The sequence below is a fragment of the Peristeroidobacter soli genome, from assembly GCF_004138485.1.
Taxonomy (GTDB): domain Bacteria; phylum Pseudomonadota; class Gammaproteobacteria; order Steroidobacterales; family Steroidobacteraceae; genus Steroidobacter; species Steroidobacter soli.
The window spans coordinates 184,882-201,379 of record NZ_RYEV01000004.1; the positions used below are offsets into that span (position 1 = coordinate 184,882).

At 61.8% G+C, this 16,498-nt stretch carries 12 protein-coding genes; 6 read left to right on the forward strand and 6 right to left on the reverse strand.

The genetic code is table 11. The annotated features are described in order from the left end of the window. Positions 1-78: 78 nt before the first annotated feature. Positions 79-1,068, reverse strand: a complete 990-nt coding sequence (locus EKO19_RS16560) for a hypothetical protein (protein ID WP_129777572.1) — start codon at positions 1,066-1,068, stop codon at positions 79-81. 987 nt (positions 1,069-2,055) lie between these two features. Here EKO19_RS16560 and EKO19_RS16565 point away from each other — a divergent pair. Beyond that, entirely contained in the window at positions 2,056-2,799 is a 744-nt protein-coding gene (locus EKO19_RS16565) for a type IV toxin-antitoxin system AbiEi family antitoxin domain-containing protein (protein WP_129777573.1), read from the forward strand. Beyond that, positions 2,796-3,713: a nucleotidyl transferase AbiEii/AbiGii toxin family protein gene (locus EKO19_RS16570; RefSeq protein WP_129777574.1), complete on the forward strand. Its 918-nt coding sequence runs from the start codon at positions 2,796-2,798 to the stop codon at positions 3,711-3,713. The genes EKO19_RS16565 and EKO19_RS16570 overlap by 4 nt, the downstream gene beginning before the upstream one ends. A 518-nt stretch (positions 3,714-4,231) precedes the next feature. Here EKO19_RS16570 and EKO19_RS16575 read toward each other — a convergent pair. Further along, positions 4,232-7,354, reverse strand: coding sequence for a COR domain-containing protein (locus EKO19_RS16575; RefSeq protein WP_129778498.1), 3,123 nt, complete (start codon positions 7,352-7,354; stop codon positions 4,232-4,234). 114 nt (positions 7,355-7,468) lie between these two features. After that, complete coding sequence (locus tag EKO19_RS16580; protein WP_129777575.1) at positions 7,469-8,434, reverse strand: TraB/GumN family protein; 966 nt, start codon at positions 8,432-8,434, stop codon at positions 7,469-7,471. 79 nt (positions 8,435-8,513) lie between these two features. On the opposite strand from EKO19_RS16580, the gene EKO19_RS16585 reads away from it, so the two are divergent. The 3 genes from EKO19_RS16585 (at position 8,514) to EKO19_RS16595 (ending at position 11,240) form a co-directional block, all read left to right on the forward strand. Continuing rightward, positions 8,514-8,828 (forward strand): PadR family transcriptional regulator, encoded by a 315-nt coding sequence (locus EKO19_RS16585; RefSeq protein WP_129777576.1) that lies wholly within the window; start codon positions 8,514-8,516, stop codon positions 8,826-8,828. After that, positions 8,825-9,475, forward strand: coding sequence for a hypothetical protein (locus EKO19_RS16590; RefSeq protein ID WP_129777577.1), 651 nt, complete (start codon positions 8,825-8,827; stop codon positions 9,473-9,475). Before EKO19_RS16585 ends, EKO19_RS16590 begins: the two co-directional genes overlap by 4 nt. A gap of 106 nt (positions 9,476-9,581) precedes the next feature. Further along, positions 9,582-11,240: an N-acyl-D-amino-acid deacylase family protein gene (locus EKO19_RS16595; protein WP_129777578.1), complete on the forward strand. Its 1,659-nt coding sequence runs from the start codon at positions 9,582-9,584 to the stop codon at positions 11,238-11,240. A gap of 18 nt (positions 11,241-11,258) precedes the next feature. Here EKO19_RS16595 and EKO19_RS16600 read toward each other — a convergent pair whose 3' ends face one another. Beyond that, entirely contained in the window at positions 11,259-11,801 is a 543-nt protein-coding gene (locus EKO19_RS16600) for a DUF2087 domain-containing protein (RefSeq protein ID WP_129777579.1), read from the reverse strand. A gap of 229 nt (positions 11,802-12,030) precedes the next feature. Then, positions 12,031-12,732, reverse strand: coding sequence for a c-type cytochrome (locus EKO19_RS16605; RefSeq protein ID WP_129777580.1), 702 nt, complete (start codon positions 12,730-12,732; stop codon positions 12,031-12,033). Between the two features lie 187 nt (positions 12,733-12,919). Here EKO19_RS16605 and EKO19_RS16610 point away from each other — a divergent pair, with 187 nt between their 5' ends. After that, positions 12,920-15,439, forward strand: coding sequence for a cation-translocating P-type ATPase (locus EKO19_RS16610; protein WP_129777581.1), 2,520 nt, complete (start codon positions 12,920-12,922; stop codon positions 15,437-15,439). Here EKO19_RS16610 and EKO19_RS16615 read toward each other — a convergent pair. Beyond that, complete coding sequence (locus EKO19_RS16615) at positions 15,414-16,424, reverse strand: sugar phosphate nucleotidyltransferase (RefSeq protein WP_129777582.1); 1,011 nt, start codon at positions 16,422-16,424, stop codon at positions 15,414-15,416. The two genes, EKO19_RS16610 and EKO19_RS16615, sit on opposite strands and share 26 nt — an antisense overlap. Positions 16,425-16,498 lie beyond the last annotated feature (74 nt).

Sequence of the window (16,498 nt, forward strand, 5' to 3'; positions counted from 1 at the left end):
AGATTCAGTGTGTGCGAGCTGATGACAAGCAATGGATGCGCTCAGGACCTCCGCAGTTCCCATAGAACCGCACCACTTCTAACGCATCCACTGGAATTGCGCAGGGTTGAACGGAGCACTTCCCACCGCGCCCACGATCAGCGCGAACCCGATGACTCCGATGAGCCTTCTATTCTGTAATACACGATGGCGAGCGACGGCATAGATGGTGCGATCGATCAATGGCCAAACGAACTTGTGGAGCAGAACGACACCGAAGACGATGGTGAACACAGACGCGGTTACCACCAGAAAGGCTCGACTTGCCATGAGGAGCACCAGAAATGACCCCAGCCATGGATTCCGGTGCATAACGCCAGCAATCATTCCGGATTGCCCGACAGTAAGCAGAATACCTGGCGCGGCGAGATAGATAAGAAGTGATATGAGCGTTGGCAACAGCTTCTGCGATGCACTCACCTTGCGCGAGACCCACCGGACAAGTAATGACCACAGGAAATCGATTGGGACCGACAAGGCCAATGAGCCGACAAAAATGTAGTTGATGAGCAAGAATTCCGGGCCATATGGATCGGGGCGACGGACATACTCTGATGCAATCGTCCAAGTAAACATGATCAGGAATATTGCAAAAGAGAGTGGCAGCAGGAATATCAAGCGTTCGATCCTTCTGCCGCCCATGAGCGCCGGCAAACTGCCGAGCGCAACAAAAATGACTGGCATGGCCCATACTGCTGGAATATTCGGTCGGCCCGTGGCAGCAATCAAGTACACGGACATCGAAGCGAGCGCGTAGCTAAAGGACACCCCAACTGCTCGAACCGAAAACAGGGTGGGACCGAAGATCGCGTCAAATGCTCGCGAGCTTAACTTGGCAGTTTCGGTAACTAGGCGCCGTATGAATGTGCTTGCATTATCGGACCGATCGTTGACGCGAATCCATAAGTTCTCGAGAGCGTTATGCAGCCGGCTCTCTTCATCCTCATAGAGAAAGAACGCGATGTACAGACAAAGGCTGCCGACTGCGATTGCAAGGATTTGGATGGCCATTGTTGATGCTTCTGTCATGATCGATTTCGGACGACCTCCTCACACCGTAGTCATAGTCGGCGAATGTCAACTTCTCAGCGGGCCTGGTCCTGCGACACTGCGCCCAACGTTCCATAGACCCTGCCACACGGGAACGAGCCGGCAATGTCGCATTATATGCGAGAAGACGTGAGCAAGGGTCGGTCCGCACGACAGGAAATATTTGATCGAGTTCACGACCTTTTATTGGAAACAGCGGGTCAAGCCGATGGTACTGCTCAAACCGACAAAGGCGAACCGGCAGAGATCGACCAAGCCATCGACCGTCGATGGGGCTACGCGCGTTTCTTGAGGTGACCTAGACTGAGTTGCTTGATATTGCGACTAGCCAGGACTGGAAAACGAAGAAAGCCTATAACAACGGACTCACACCGCTGCGCCGTGCTTTCGCGTTCGAAAATCATCTGGACGGGAAGAACCCGGCGGAGAATCTGGAGAACTTTCGGGTCACGATAAAGATCGCCGACCGTCGAGGAGCCCTCACCGCGCAAGAGACCGCACTCATCATCGCGTCCATTCATGGCAAACGGGGGGCGAGCTCATCGGCAACTATGATGAGTTCCAGTTTTTCACCGGCCTGCGGTAGTCGGAGCAGATTACGCTATGTGCGCACAATGCAGCCGGTTGGACCGAAGAAGATATCGTGCGAACAAACAAGCAATGGCGGCGAGGTAACCGGCGGGCGCATCAGGGCGCCCTCGCATGCCCGCAGGCTCCCCAGCAAACGCAACTTGAAGCCATCCGCTCCGGTTGGGAACCAAGTAAGTCACTGACTTTAATGGCGACTTGAGCCCAAGGCCACCTGAAGTCCCCGCTCCTACCACCATAGCTGCCACCAATTGCGCGTCGAGGGCGCCCTCCAGCTGACTCTCTCCGAGCGTTATTTTTGAAAAAAATATTTAATCGTAGCCCTACTACGATTATCTTGAAAAATTTAAACTTTGGAGGAATACTTGTATTCGTAGCATGACTACGACACGACACACTATCCTAAAGACCGTCCTGGCGCGTTTGCCCGCCGGTGCTCCCGTGACCTCGGCCGACCTGACCGGGTACGGAGTTTCGCCGGACCTCGCCGTTCACTATGTTCGAGCCGGGTGGCTCAACCGGCTCGAGCGCGGTGTGTTTCTACGCCCTGGCGATACGTTATCGCTCGCTCCCTCTCTGCTGTTGCTAGAACGCAAGCTGACCGGATTGCATGTCGGTGGGAAATCGGCGTTGGAGTGGCACGGCATACGCCACTACGTCTCGCAGCAGACGACGCTGCATCTTTACGGCTGGGTGGCGGGTCGCCTTCCCGCGTGGTTCACAGACCAATTCCCCTCGGACTACCACCGCAAACGCCTTTTTAAAGAAAAGCCAGAGACCCCGCTGCATGTGGCTCGCTTCGAAGGGCTGCAAGCGGGCGGCAACCCACTGGTGTCGTCGCCTGAGCGCGCCCTACTCGAACTGCTTAGCGAGGTCGGCGTCCGCCAGCCACTGTCGGAAGCTCGTGAGCTCACCGAAGGCACTCACACACTGCGTGCTAGCGCCTTATCGAATCTGCTCAAACACTGCACGAGCGTTAAAACGGTCCGCCTCTGCCTCACGCTTGGACGGGAACTCTCCTCACCCTGGGTTAGCAAACTCGATCCCAAGCAACTTCCCACGGGCAGTGACAAACCGTGGGTGTCGCGATCCTCCGAAGGCACACTGGTATTGAAGCCGTGAATCAGGTGTATCTCGACACCGCTCGCTTGCTCACGCAAGTCGCACCTCTCGTGCTGAACACAGATGACTTTGCCCTCAAAGGCGGCACTGCAATCAACTTGTTCCTCCGAGACATGCCACGGCTGTCGGTCGACCTCGATCTCGCATTCATCGATCACACCCTCTCGCGCGAGGACGCACTCAAGCGCATCAGCGATACACTCCATGGAAGCCGAAAACAGCTGCAGCGATTGGGCTTCAACGTCAGAACCGTTGCGGTTGCAAGCGCTCCGGACACCAAAATGTTCGTCCGTCGACAGAACATCGAGATCAAAGTTGAAGTCAATTTCGTCACTCGCGGCCTGGTCGGCCGCGTGGTCTCACGATCACTCACGCAGCGAGCACAGGACGCTCTCCAGGCGGAAACCGAAGTCCCCATCGCCTCGAGCGAGGACGTCTATGCGGGCAAGCTGGTCGCAGCGCTCGACCGACAGCATCCACGCGACCTGTTTGATGTAATGCAGCTATTTGAGCACGAAGGCATTACACCAGCGATCCGCCGTGCGTTCGTCCTCTATCTCGCCAGCCACGATCGCCCGCTTCACGAAGTGCTCGCCCCAAAGCGTCGAGACCTCACGCTGGACTATGAAGGCGCCTTTAAGGGCATGACGGCTGACGTCGTTCCCCTGGATCAACTCGAGGGGGCACGCGAACGTCTCGTCGCTGATCTCCAACGGGACCTCGATGCGACCGAGCGCCAGTTCCTCCTATCGTTTGTGAACCTGACACCTGAATGGGCGCTGCTGAATATTCCGCACGCTGCAACCCTGCCCGCGCTTCGCTGGAAGATCTCGAACTTGGAACGCCTGCGGGAGAAGAATCCAGCAAAGTTCGCCCAGCAGGCGGATTCATTGGCCGCAGTCCTCAATATGTAGCTCGCGAGTTTCTCTCATTTTCTCGTCAGGCCGACGGCGACGAGACCATCGTGGCGCAGAGACGCGCGTGTTCATGTGCGCTGTGGGTATGCTAAAAAGCAATGGCCAATTTTCTTCGGTCGCAATCGCTGCCTTTTTCCAGACGCCGTCCTCGCCGGCTGAAAATCCATAGGAGTTTCGCAGTGCGCTTACCCGGGCCTGAGCCAGCCCGCTCGTATACAATCAAGCCGCTTAAGATGCTGGAACGGAGCGACGAGGCCTCGAACTTTCGGTACGCGCGCCGTCGAGCTTGGCGGTGAAGCCGGTACCCATTCTGTACCCAACAGAGGAAAAGCGAGCGTGATCTGGGGTAACGAAGAGCCTTCGAGTTTGGCTGTAACACCTTACGCTGGCTCATGTTAGCTGTTAGTCGCTGCTGTGAAGATGAGACTGGAATTCCAGTAACATCCTCACAGGTGTTCCAGGGTTCGAATCCCTGTCTCTCCGCCAGATCCCCCCCTCGTGCCGGCGCACGCCTCTCAATACTCCTTTTTGAATTGAGGGTGCACCCAGCGAAACTCCTGCCGCTTCGAGAGCACCCGAACCAGGCCGCCGTAGTTCGCCGCCGGGTCCACTCGCCTCAGCAGGGCATGGAACTCTCTCAAGCCGGCGCCATCCGCCACGACGACGGCGCCGGGACCTTGCAACCAACGCTCGCTCTCGGCGGCCGTCTCATCTAGGAGCTCTCCGGCACCGAGCGTCGCGTCGATCACCTCCTTGGAGAAATCGAGCTGATGCTCGAGCTCCTTGTACCGCGCCTCCTCGATGAGCAGCGGCGCGCCGGAAACCGCCACGGGCAGAACAAGCCTCAGCGCGGTATTCATCACCTTCAAATAAGGCGCGACCGTTTTGAACCAGGCTCGGTCCAGCTCGATCTCATACACCCCGACGCGCTCGTCGCCGCCCAGGAAATGGGTCGGCAGGCGCGAATGTTCGCACCATAGGGTGATTCTGAATTTCGCGGAGAGCCACTGCCGCGGATGAAACTTGCTTCGCTCGACGGGCGCCACGCTGATCAGACGCGGTCCGTTGACGGCCTCATCGGTCAAAGAGCGAACGATGGCGGCATAGCAACTGTCGGCGCGACTGAGCAGCTCGCGCTGCCCCGCCGTCAGCTCCGACACTCGAGCGATGAGCGCACCGTGATGCGCGGTGAGCAGTTGCCGGATGTCACGCAGCTCCTGAACGATGCGCGCGCCTTGTAAATCAGCCGGCACCGGCGCGGCCGGAAGCGCATTCCGAAGCAAATGGTCGATCTGCTGCCACATGCCGCACGTCGGACAGGGAAACTCGGAGCGCCCTCCGCGCTTGCTCGCCAGCAGTGGATCCACGCGAAACAGACCGGTGCCCGCCGCGCCCCGACCGCACGGATGAACGCATGGGACCATGACTTCGCACTCCAGTCCGGTCCAGTAGCTCTCCACCAGATATTTCACCTCACTGGTGAGCATCGCAAGCAAGCGCTCGGGGTAAGCCGCGCGCACCGTGATGCGAACGTTCGAATCGACGTACTCGAGCAACGCCCGGCCGTTGTAGCTGTCATCGACCACCAGTCCGCGCTGCCAGTGCACGCTGTGAGCGAAGTTCACACGCCCCAGCGAGTACTTATGCAGACGCACGATCAATTGATAAAACAGCCCCTCGGCCAGTGCCGGAGTCCCTTTGCCGTCGACGATTCTGCAGATCTGCTGCTGCTGCTGATCCCCGCTCTGGAGCGAGGCGTCGGGCCAGACCTGCTGCAGATCGACCATCGGCCTGACATCGGGAACGAGCTGAGCGATGAGGCTCGTGTAAGCAAGCGGGCGCGCGTCGATGACCGCGTGCGACACGTGACTGGCCGCCTGCAATTTCACCTGCTGGCTGAAACTCAGACTATCGATCGGCTCACCCGCGAGCACGACCTTGTAAGAGATGTCGAATCGTTCCATGAGCCGCAGAAACAATGGATGCAGATCGGGCGCATATCGGACTGCCTCGGGCCGCCGCGGATCGTTCCAGAGTTGACTCAGGCGCGTGAAGCTCACCAGGCCCCGGCTGTCCCGCGTGACCTTGTCGTCGAGCACGAAACTGATCGCGGTGGCGAGCCAATCCGGCTTGAGAATGACGAGATCGCGCAGCGCCAGATCGTGTTCGTAGTGAATCAAGTGGCCGAGCCGATGTGAGATTGCGAGGAACAGCGCGATCTCCTCGTCGCTCATCGCGAAGCCACGACAAATCTTCCGGACTGTCTCGACACTCAGGTAAGGCGCGCCCCGATGCAACAGTCGCTGACGGGCTCCGCGCCATTTGAGCGGTGCGACCCGTCGGACATCCGGTAACTCGAGCGCCGCACGGCCAATGGCCTCTCTGAGCTCCGGGACACCGCGACGATGCCGCTGGGAGTCGGGCTTGTTCTCGACATGAAAGAAATCGAGCACGGTGTCGCGCCCGAACAGATCCCACAACTCCTGTCGGTCGATATCGGGCTGCCGTTCATCCGGGCCACCGTGCGTGCCCACCACGAAGATTTTCGCGGCGGGCGCACGATGCAAGATCAGGCGAATCCACTCCTTCACCAGATTCTGCTGTGCCCCCTCGCGCGGTTTCCAGACCACCAGGTAAATCGCAGGCGCGGAGAAGAACAATTGATGCGTGGGCCGATAGACGCGCTGCCCGCCGAAATCCCAGCAGTTCAGCGACAGCCCCGGCGCCCCCGGTGCGCTGATTTTCATCGGCTGAACCTGGATGCCGTGCGTCGAGGAGTGTTCCTTCCACGGCCGCTCGCACAGCGCATCCAGCAGACACGTCTTGCCCACCTCGCCTTCGCCGACCAGGATGAGCTTCGCCTCGAACAGCGGCGCGTGTTCCAGCTTCTGCGCCTTCAGGTACGTCTTGAGCGACGGGAAACCCAGTTCGATCGCGGCTCGCAACTCGTAGGACAGCGGATTCTTCCCGCTCTCCAGATAGGAGAGATTGCACTCAGCCAACGACGGCGGCAGCGTGACGAGGTGGTTGCGATCGACCCAGAGGCTCTGCAGGCCCGTATTGCCGATCGAGTCCGGCAGGTTCATCAGCTCGTTCTCGGAGAGTCGCAACTCCCGCAGGTTCCTGAGAGCGCCAATGGCATCGGGCAACGACCGCAGCTTGTTGCGATGAAGAATCAAGACTTCCAGAGCGCGACACCGTGTCAGCTCCGCCGGCAATTCCGTCAGCGCATTGTTGTGAGCAAATAGCTCCCGAAGCGAGCGCCACTCACTGCAGTAGCCCGGCAGACTCTGCAGACGATTGTTCGAGATCAACAGCGCTCTGAGCGACGCCATCCCGCGCAGAGCATCGCCCATGCGCTCGATCCCACAACTGGTCAGATTCAGATACTCCAACTGCGACAACAGCCGCAACGACTCCGGCAGCGTCGGCAGATGAGCGCTCGCGAGGCTCAGCCGTTTCAAGGTTTTCAGTTGATAAAGCGACTCCGGCAGCGCGAGCAAACGCGAGCCGTCGGCAGCGGGCTCGAGCACCAGCTCGGTGGCGCCGCCGGCGCGCGCCGCTTCGATCTTGGCGGCAGCCTTGACGTAGGCTGCGTTGAGCGTATACGGGGGCGGCCCCTTGCCGCGATCTGTCATTCTCACGATCGTTCTTCCATCCCCTGTGTGAGCCCCGAAGAGCGCCGGGGCGAATGGCCTCTTCCAGGTAGACCGTCGCATTCTGAGTCATGAGCCCTGAAGAGAGGTGTCGGATCAGCGCGGCTCCTCCACACCATGGCCCGCGGCACGCAGGCTGGCCACGACACCCTTGCCCCGTGAGACCACGTGGATGGGTAACACCACCAGCGTCGTCTCATTGCGATTCAGCGCCCGTTCGAGCGCGCTGAGCAGCTTGTTCTCCGCCTCCAGCTGCAGCTGCCCCACTTGCTGCTGACTGAGAAAGGGCCAGCTGTACGCCAACGATTGAGCGTACGAAGCATCCGCTTCCACCAACGTCCGCAACACCTCCATGTCGCCCCGGGCCCAGGCATTCGCGCGAGCGCGCGCCTGTGTCATGTCGATTTCCAAACGATCCATCGTCTCGACCAGATAGTTGACGGCGTTCTGGCGAGACAGCCGCGAGCTGTTCTTGTCCGGTGTCACCGGCCCCATCTCATATTGCAGCCCGCGAATGGGCACCGCATGCGCGCCCGCGACCTGATAGATCCTGCGCCACACGTCATCGCCGTAGCTGAGCCCGATGCGCTCATATGCTCGCGACCGAAGCAGCAGGGCCGCCGCCGTCGGCAATAGTTTCTCCGTCTCGGGATCCTCGCCGATGTACTCGTCCCGCAACGTTCGCCACCGCGCATACACCTTGCGAGGCAAGACATCTTTGAGTCTGCTGCCTTGAGACTGATAGGGCTGCACCTGCTTCACTCGCAACGAAGCCGAGTACGGTCCCAGCACTTCGTTCGACGCCGCGATCACTTCTTCCACCTGCTTCGATCGCCACACCATTCCTCGGGGCGTCGGAACATATGTTCCGAGAATCCACAATGTGTGCGAGCCCTTCGTCACTTTCCAGAGCCCTGGTCCCGGCTGCTCGCCGAGCACCAGCACTTCTTCCGGCACGCCCACGGGAGTGCTTTCCTCCGACGCGCATGCATCCCATGCCACTGCAAAAAGCAGCCGGCAGAACCAGGCACAGCCCACGCCGATGTTTCTGATCTTTTCCATGAGACGCAGCTCACACCTCTCGTCACGAGATCATAAACGACTCCTTGACCTCTAACTCCACATATGTAGACTTATCGCCATGGCACGCACCCGACGCCCCTCCGGTCAGACGCTCAATCTGTTCCGCAGCCTCATCGAGGAGCCGAAGCAGTGGCGCCATGGATATGAGCTTTCCAAGGCGACGGAGCTCATGTCCGGCACGCTCTATCCCATCTTGATGCGCCTGTCCGAGCGAGGTTTGCTCGAACACAAGTGGGTACCGCCCGACGATGGCGGCCGCCTGCCCCGCCACGTCTATCGCCTGACCGCGAAGGGTCTCGCGCACGCCCGGGAACAGATCGAGCTGTGCGCGGCGACGAATGCACCGGCCGGTCGTCCCCTGCGTCACGCATGAACGATCTCATCTCACTGTGCCTGCGCCTCACGTCTGCGCTGATGGGCAAGGACGGCAGTGAGTGGTCGCGTGCGATGTACGTCGAATTGAATCACGTGCCCCACGACGACCGACTCTCGTGGGCACTGGGCTGTGTGATTGCGGGCATGAAATGGAGGATTGAAACCATGCGCAGCGGGAATCTTCGGGTCTCGCGCGGAGTGCTGTTCCTGGAATTGCTCCTTTGTTTCCTGCCAATCACGCTGGGCTGGTGGGATGCGGTGTTCGGGGCATCCGGCGTGCTCGGCCTGAACCAAAGCACCCTCCAGGACTACTTCCTGGCCACGCCACTCGGCCGCGCCATCCTGGGCATGATGATCGGCGGCGCCGTCATCGGCCTGTCGGGACCGATCGGATTGTTTCTAACCTCACGAGCGGTGATCACGGGTGCCGGCCTGCGCAGTCGCCCGCTCGGCATCGCGATGATTGCCGGCGTCACGCTCTTCATCCTGGCCTCCATCCTGCTGCGGCTGATCGCCGCGCCCGGCGCCTACGCCGCGAACTTCAGCTTCGTCGTTCTGATCGGCCTGTTGCCCGTGCTCGGCACGGCGCATCTCATGTATCTCTCACACACCGAGCCTCGCGCCGGGTTGTCCGTTTCTAGATAATTCCTGTCCCGAACGAACGAGTCACGAGCGCGCGATCTCGACGACTGGACGAGCCGACTCACCGCCGTGCATCATCGCGGCGGTTTTCCAACGTCCCGCGTGCGCAATGAATCCACGTCCTTCGCTCTTTTGCCTGCTCGCCCTGCTTTTCTTCGCAGCCACCTCCGCGATGAGCGCGGAGCAGCCGCTCGACGTACTCATCGTCAACGCGCGCATCGTCGATGGCGGCGGCAATCCCTGGTATCGCGGTAGCGTAGGCATCCGTGACGGGCGCATCGTTGCCGTCGTGCCCGGACCGCTGCAAGCGCCGAGCAAGCGCACGATCGACGCCGCCGACCGGGTGCTGGCGCCGGGCTTCATCGACCTGATGGGACAGGAAACATTTGTCTACCTGACCGATCCCGACACCGCGCGCTCTCGTCTGTATCAAGGCGTGACGACACACGTGAGCGGCGAAGGCTCCTCCCATGCGCCACAGAACGAGCGTACCCAGAGCAAGCCCGAGATGCTCGATGGCAAGCCGGTGCGCTGGCGCAGCTACAAGGAATACTTCCAGATCCTGGAGTCGCACGGCGTGCCCATCAACGTGGCACACAACGTCGGCGCGGGCCAGATTCGCTCGGTGGTCATGGGCGAGGCGGATCGAGCGCCGACGCCGGCCGAAATGGAACAGATGAAGAAGCTCGTCGCGGAGGCCATGGACGACGGCGCGTTTGGCCTGTCCACCGCGCTCATCTATCCGCCCGGCGCATATGCGACGACGCAGGAGATTGCCGAGCTCGCCAAGGTGGCGGCGAGCCGCGGCGGGTTCTACTCGACTCACATGCGCAACGAAAGCGTCGGCCTGCTGCAGGCCATCGATGAGAGCATTCAAATTGGAGAGCTGGCCGGACTGCCGGTGCACATCTATCACTTGAAGGCCGCCGGCAAGCGACAGTGGCCGCTGATGACCCAGGCCATCGACCGCATCGATGCGGCACGCGCTCGCGGACTGGATGTGACGTCCGATATCTATCCTTACATCCGCAACGGCATCGGTCTCGAGTCGTTCCTGCCGCCGACGCTCTATGCCAATGGCTTCGAGGCGGCGAAGAAACAGGTTGCCAAGGCAGCCAAGCGGCGCGAGCTGCGCACGGAGCTGGAGAATCCGAACACGACGTGGGAGAACTGGTATCAGCACGTGGGTGCCGACTGGAGCAAGGTGCTGGTCACCGATGCAGGCAAGTACCCGCGCGAGGCCGCGGGCCTGTCAGTGGCGGACATTGCCAAGAAGGAAGGCCGCGACGTCTGGGAGACCTTCTTCGATCTGTCGATGGCGCAAGTGACCGTGGCCCCGGAGAGCATGGATGAGGAACAAAAGCGCGCGGCCCTGCATGCACCGTGGGTGATGATCGAGACCGACACCCCGCCGGTCAACATCGCCACCGCCAAGAGCACCCATCCGCGCGCACTCGGCGCGTTTCCTCGCGTGCTGGCGAAATATGTTCGTGACGAAAAAGTCCTCACCCTGGAGGACGCCATCCGCCGCATGACCTCCATGGTGGCCAACCGCCTCGGCCTGACCGACCGCGGCCGGATCGCCCCCGGCATGGCGGCCGATCTGGTGCTGTTCGATCCTGCGCGCATCAAAGACGAAGCAACGTTCGAGCAGCCGTTGCGCTTCTCCAGCGGGGTCGACTATTTACTGATCAACGGCCAGCTGAGCATCGACAACGGCCAGGCGACCGGCGCGCTCGCCGGCCAGGTGCTGCGCCATAGTCGATGATGGCGCATCTCCTCTGCCTCAGGCGCTGAGCCGCAGGCGACTGACCAACGCCCGCAGCTCCGCCGGCGGCTTCTGCTCGATGCGACGATATTCGCTGCCATCGAGCGTGCGCTGAACCAGCCGCCAGCCGATCAGCGCCCGTCGCAGCAGCGCGTGATCGCCGAACACGTGCCAGCGCTTGATCCGCTCGCTGATTTGTTTCTCGGTAAAAGTCTCGCGACTTTCGAGTCGAGACCACAGCACCCATAAACAAAGATCCTGAAGCGCGGCCGCCGTCGGCCAGCGCAACAGTCGACCTTGCTCATCGAACAGGCGCACCGCTCGCTCGACGAGCGCGTAATCGACGGGCACGGCCACCGGTGGGGCCGGCAGTTGCAGACGTTGCTGGGCCTCGCTCACGCCCTTGCAATGCTGATAGTTTCTGAAGCCCGCCGACCGGCACAGCAGGTTCAGCATCTCGACGTGACCCGGCGGCTCGGGAAATTTGCCGAGCTGCTCACGCACGGATTTGGCGAACCCCGACAGATCGGGAATGTGTAACGACAGGGCGACTCTGGACATGACTCATCCTCTGCGCGCCGTTCTGTAACGAAACGTCGATGGTCGCCGGCTTTCGACAACGGCACGGGACAAGTGCGTGTCTATGGGAAATTGAGCAGGTTTAGCTCCCCTGGAATGGGGCGGCGACGCCTCGGTGAACTGCAGACCGTGGCGTCATGATAGCGGCATCCACGCCCGAAGGCGACAGCTCTTGTCACCCGAGGCCGCGGGGCCCGCGCGAGGCGTCACTTTAATTGTTGGTCGTGCCGTCGTTGTTCATGCGCTCGTGATCCTGAATGGGGCCACGCATTCTGGACAGATAATCGGCCACGGCCGTCGCCTCTTCGGTATCCAGGCTGTCGAAGTACCGCACCAGATCCGCATCGACATTCAGCCGATGCCAGGACGCGATCGAACGCATCTGGCGCACCAGATATGAGTAGTGCTGATCACGCACCGAAGGAATGAAGCCGTCGTCATCGCCACGGCCGTCCTGCTGATGACAGGAGGCGCATTGATCCTGAAAGATCGCTTCGCCCAGTTCCAGGCCACGGCCGTCGCCGGTCTGCGGGAAGCTGGCACGTGGCAAGGAGTTCAGATAGCCGGACAGATCGGCCCACGCCTGCTCATTGGCGATCTCGGGTTTGCTGATGACGGCGTGCATCTCGCGACTCGCACGCTCCTCTTCGCTGAAGTCCGCGAGCTGCTTCACCAGATAAGCGCGCCGTTGACCGGCAAGCGAGGGAATCACCCGGCTCGCGCTGCCGAGCGCCCGCTGCCCGTGACATTGCGCGCAGTGAGTTGCGTATAGCTTTTCGCCGCGCGCGGCATCCTGATCCAGCTGCAAGGCGTTGCGAATCTTCTCATCGACGCTCAACGGCGATGCGAGCACGGTGCCGGCAGCCATCGCGGACAGCAGCGCCGTGGCGACCACAAGTCGTAAAACGGGCATGTGGGAGTCGATGGCCACTGAAGCTGCACCCCTTGAATCGCTGCGGTCGGAGGACCGATAGAGTGTCGAACCTGAGCGCTCCTGTCCACCATGCGCGAAACGCCCTACCCGGTACGTGATCCCACCGAGTGACCCGGCCCGGCAGTACAGTAGTTTGTGCTCGCTTCCTGGCCCGAGATGCCCATGAATGAACACCCCTGACGCCAGCCCGCTCAAGCTCGAGTCGTTGAGCCAGGCCGAGGCGGCGCGACGGTTGAGTGCGGACGGTCCGAATGAGTTGCCCGGTCAAGGTCCGCGCAGCCTGGCCGGCATCGCCCGTGAAGTGCTCACCGAACCGATGTTTCTGCTGCTGATCGCGGCGGCCGCGATCTACGTCGTGCTCGGCGATGTGCGCGAGGCGACGATACTCGCGGCCTCGATCGTCGTCGTGGTCGGCATCACGGTCTTGCAGGAGCGTCGCACCGAGCAGGCATTGTCAAAACTACGCGACCTGTCGAGTCCGCGCGCACTGGTCATTCGCGATGGCGAGGAGAAGCGCATCGCCGGTCGCGATGTCGTCGCCGGCGATCTGGTTCTGTTACGCGAAGGCGATCGCGTTCCGGCGGACGGCGTGATGCTCGACGCCACTGCGCTCAGCGTGGATGAGTCGATTCTCACGGGCGAGTCGCTGCCCGTCGAGAAGCTGCCCTCCGCCGCCGATGAGCACGGCCGCGTCTACTCCGGCAGCCTCGTCGTTCAAGGCTACGGCACCGCCCGGGTCACCGCGACCGGCGCACGCACTGAAATAGGAAAGATCGGCGGCGTTCTGAAAACATTGGAGCCCGAGACGACCGCACTCTTCGGGGAAGTGCATCGACTCGTGCGATGGGTCGCCACCGCCGCGCTGATCCTCTGTGCCGCCATCGCTGTGATCTACAGCCTGTCCCGACACGACTGGCTGGCCGGCGTGCTCGCGGGCATCACGGTCGCGATGAGCGTGCTGCCCGAGGAGTTTCCGCTGGTGCTCACCGTGTTCCTCGCGATGGGTGCCTGGCGCATCTCGCGCGTCGGCGTGCTCACCCGTCGCATGCCGGCGCTCGAATCCATTGGCGCCGCGACCCTCCTCGCCGTCGATAAGACCGGCACGCTCACCGAAAACCGGATGCAGGTGATTGCGATCGAAACCCGCACCGACCGCATCGAAACGCAGGCCGGTGTATCGATCACGGAGGATGCTCGGGAGGTGCTCGGCATCGCCCTCGCAGCGAGCGAACGAGCTCCGTTCGATCCGATGGAAAAAGCCATCCATGCAGCCGCGCAGTCCTTTGCATCAGCGGCGGCGGAGCAGCTACGCGGAATGAACCTGATCCGCGAATACGATCTCACGCCCGAGCTGCTCGCCGTCACGCACGTCTGGCAGGCACCCGACGAAAATCAGGCGTACGTCGCCGTGAAGGGCGCGCCGGAAACGGTGCTGGCGCTGTGTCACGTCGAATCCGCCGAGCGCGCGGAGCTCATGAAGCGCGTCAACGCCAACGCTCAACGCGGACTGCGCATCCTCGGCGTTGCTCGAGGAACGACTTCGAGCAGCGCGTTGCCCGAGACCCCGCGAGACTTCGAGCTGCGATTCCTGGGGTTCGTGTGCCTGGCCGATCCCTTGCGGGACGATGTGCCGGCCACGCTCGCCGAGTGCAAGCAGGCCGGCATCCGAGTCGTCATGATCACCGGCGATCATCCCGGCACGGCACTCGCCATCGCCACGCAGGCGGGATTCGACGTCGGCGCCGGCGTGCTCACTGGCGCTGACATCGAAACACTGGACGATGAAACATTGCGACGGCGGGCGCGCGAGGTGAACATCTACGCGCGCTCCCGGCCCGAGCACAAGTTGCGCCTCGTGCAAGCGTTCAAAGCCGACGGCAACGAAGTCGTGATGACCGGTGACGGCGTGAACGATGCGCCCGCGCTGAAGGCCGCTCACGTCGGCGTCGCGATGGGCGGTCGCGGCACCGATGTGGCCCGCGAAGCCGCGTCGCTGGTGCTGGTCGACGACGATTTCAGATCGCTGGTCGCCGCCGTGCGACTGGGGCGTCGCATCTACACGAACATCCGCCACGCGATGAGCTACATCGTCTCGGTGCACATTCCGATTGCGGGGATGGGCCTGGTGCCGGTGCTGCTCGGCTGGCCGCTGCTGCTGTTCCCCGTGCACGTATTGTTTCTGGAGTTCGTGATCGATCCGGCGTGTGCCTTCGTCTTCGAGGCCGACCCGGAATCGGACGATGTCATGAAACGCCCGCCCCGCCCGCGCGAGGAGCCGCTGTTCTCCTCCGAGATGCTCAAGCGAAGCATCGGCCTCGGCACGTGCGTGATGGTCTGGAACGTCTGCGTCTATGGCGCGGCGTTGCAATGGCTCGATGAATCGAGCGCGCGGGCCCTGGTGTTCGTGAGTCTGGTGCTCGCCAATGTGGCACTGATCTTCGTCAGCCGCTCGCGCAGCGCCAGCGTGCGTGCGATCGCCAGACGCCACAACAATATTTTCTGGATCATGGCGGCGCTCGCGAGCGTCGCGCTCGCGTGCGTCATTTACATACCGGGCATCGCGGCGGTGTTTCGATTCACACCGCCGCAGTGGGAGATGATCCTGGCAGTGGCCCTGGCGACCGTCGCGCTGGTGCTCGTGACGGGGCGCTGGCTGCGAGTCAGCCCGTCCGCAGCTCGCCCTTGATCGTCACCGGCCGATGTTGAGTGAGATCCAGGAACGCCGCATCGCGCGCCTTGCGCGTTCGTACCTGTCGGGGCGGGAAGCGATGCAGGGCCTCGCTCACCCGACGCGGCGTGCCCAGATCGCTCCATCCACACGGCGGCACCGTCAGCACGCGCAACAGCTCCGGCGAGCACTGCAGGATGTCGCGAGAGAAATCGAGCGCCGGCGCGCGATCATATAAATCGGCAAGAGCGTCGGCCTGCGCCAGAGGATTGGGCGAGGACACGATCTCCCACAGGTCCAAGGCAAGCTGACGACAGCGTTGCTCGAACGCACGCAGCAACGTCCTGCCCCGAGCCGCGAAAATGAAAGAATTCCAGACGCCGCCGCGAGCGATCAGCATGCGCGCCACCGCCGGGCTGGGCTTCTCCACGAACTCGCTGACCGATCGCAGTCCCGATGCACGACTGGTGCGGGAGACGATGTAACCCAGCTCCGGATCGGCCTCGTCCGGCGAGATGCCGAGCATCACGATCCGATCCGGCTGTCGTCGAATCTCGCGCACCGCCGCCTGCAGACTCTCCGCGAGCACGGCCTCGTCGCACACGAAGTGATCCGACGGCAGCACCAGCAGCGTCGCGTTCGGATCACGATGAAGAATTTGTAACAGCGGCAGCAGAATGCCGATGGCCGTGCCGCGATTGGACGGCTGGCGAATGACGTTCGCCGAAGGAATCCGCAGATCCATCGCCTGCCACCACAAGCGGTGATGCTCGGACACCACGACACACGTGCGCGCCGGAGTCGTGACGGTCTGCGCCCGACGCAGCGCATCGTGGAGCAGAGACGCTTCGCCGCCAAACGAACAGAATTGCTTGGGAATCGCGACGCCCGAGGCGGTGGTCGTAAGCGACTGCAGACGACTGCCCTCACCTCCGGCCAGAATCAGGGCCCAGCTCTGGCCCGTCTTCGATGAGATACGAATCCGATGCTGTTCGTGAGGCATGATCGGCTTTCCTCCACCGCTGAATTTGCTGGCGGAGTAGCCTCTCACTTTGACATGACAGAATCAGTAGTGAC

Coding starts and splice junctions, on each gene's coding strand:
- EKO19_RS16560 (WP_129777572.1), bottom strand. CDS start 1,068: ATGACAGAAGCATCAACAATGGCCATCCAAATCCTTGCAATCGCAGTC.
- EKO19_RS16565 (WP_129777573.1), top strand. CDS start 2,056: ATGACTACGACACGACACACTATCCTAAAGACCGTCCTGGCGCGTTTG.
- EKO19_RS16575 (WP_129778498.1), bottom strand. CDS start 7,354: ATGACAGATCGCGGCAAGGGGCCGCCCCCGTATACGCTCAACGCAGCC.
- EKO19_RS16580 (WP_129777575.1), bottom strand. CDS start 8,434: ATGGAAAAGATCAGAAACATCGGCGTGGGCTGTGCCTGGTTCTGCCGG.
- EKO19_RS16585 (WP_129777576.1), top strand. CDS start 8,514: ATGGCACGCACCCGACGCCCCTCCGGTCAGACGCTCAATCTGTTCCGC.
- EKO19_RS16590 (WP_129777577.1), top strand. CDS start 8,825: ATGAACGATCTCATCTCACTGTGCCTGCGCCTCACGTCTGCGCTGATG.
- EKO19_RS16595 (WP_129777578.1), top strand. CDS start 9,582: ATGAATCCACGTCCTTCGCTCTTTTGCCTGCTCGCCCTGCTTTTCTTC.
- EKO19_RS16600 (WP_129777579.1), bottom strand. CDS start 11,801: ATGTCCAGAGTCGCCCTGTCGTTACACATTCCCGATCTGTCGGGGTTC.
- EKO19_RS16605 (WP_129777580.1), bottom strand. CDS start 12,732: ATGCCCGTTTTACGACTTGTGGTCGCCACGGCGCTGCTGTCCGCGATG.
- EKO19_RS16610 (WP_129777581.1), top strand. CDS start 12,920: ATGAACACCCCTGACGCCAGCCCGCTCAAGCTCGAGTCGTTGAGCCAG.
- EKO19_RS16615 (WP_129777582.1), bottom strand. CDS start 16,424: ATGCCTCACGAACAGCATCGGATTCGTATCTCATCGAAGACGGGCCAG.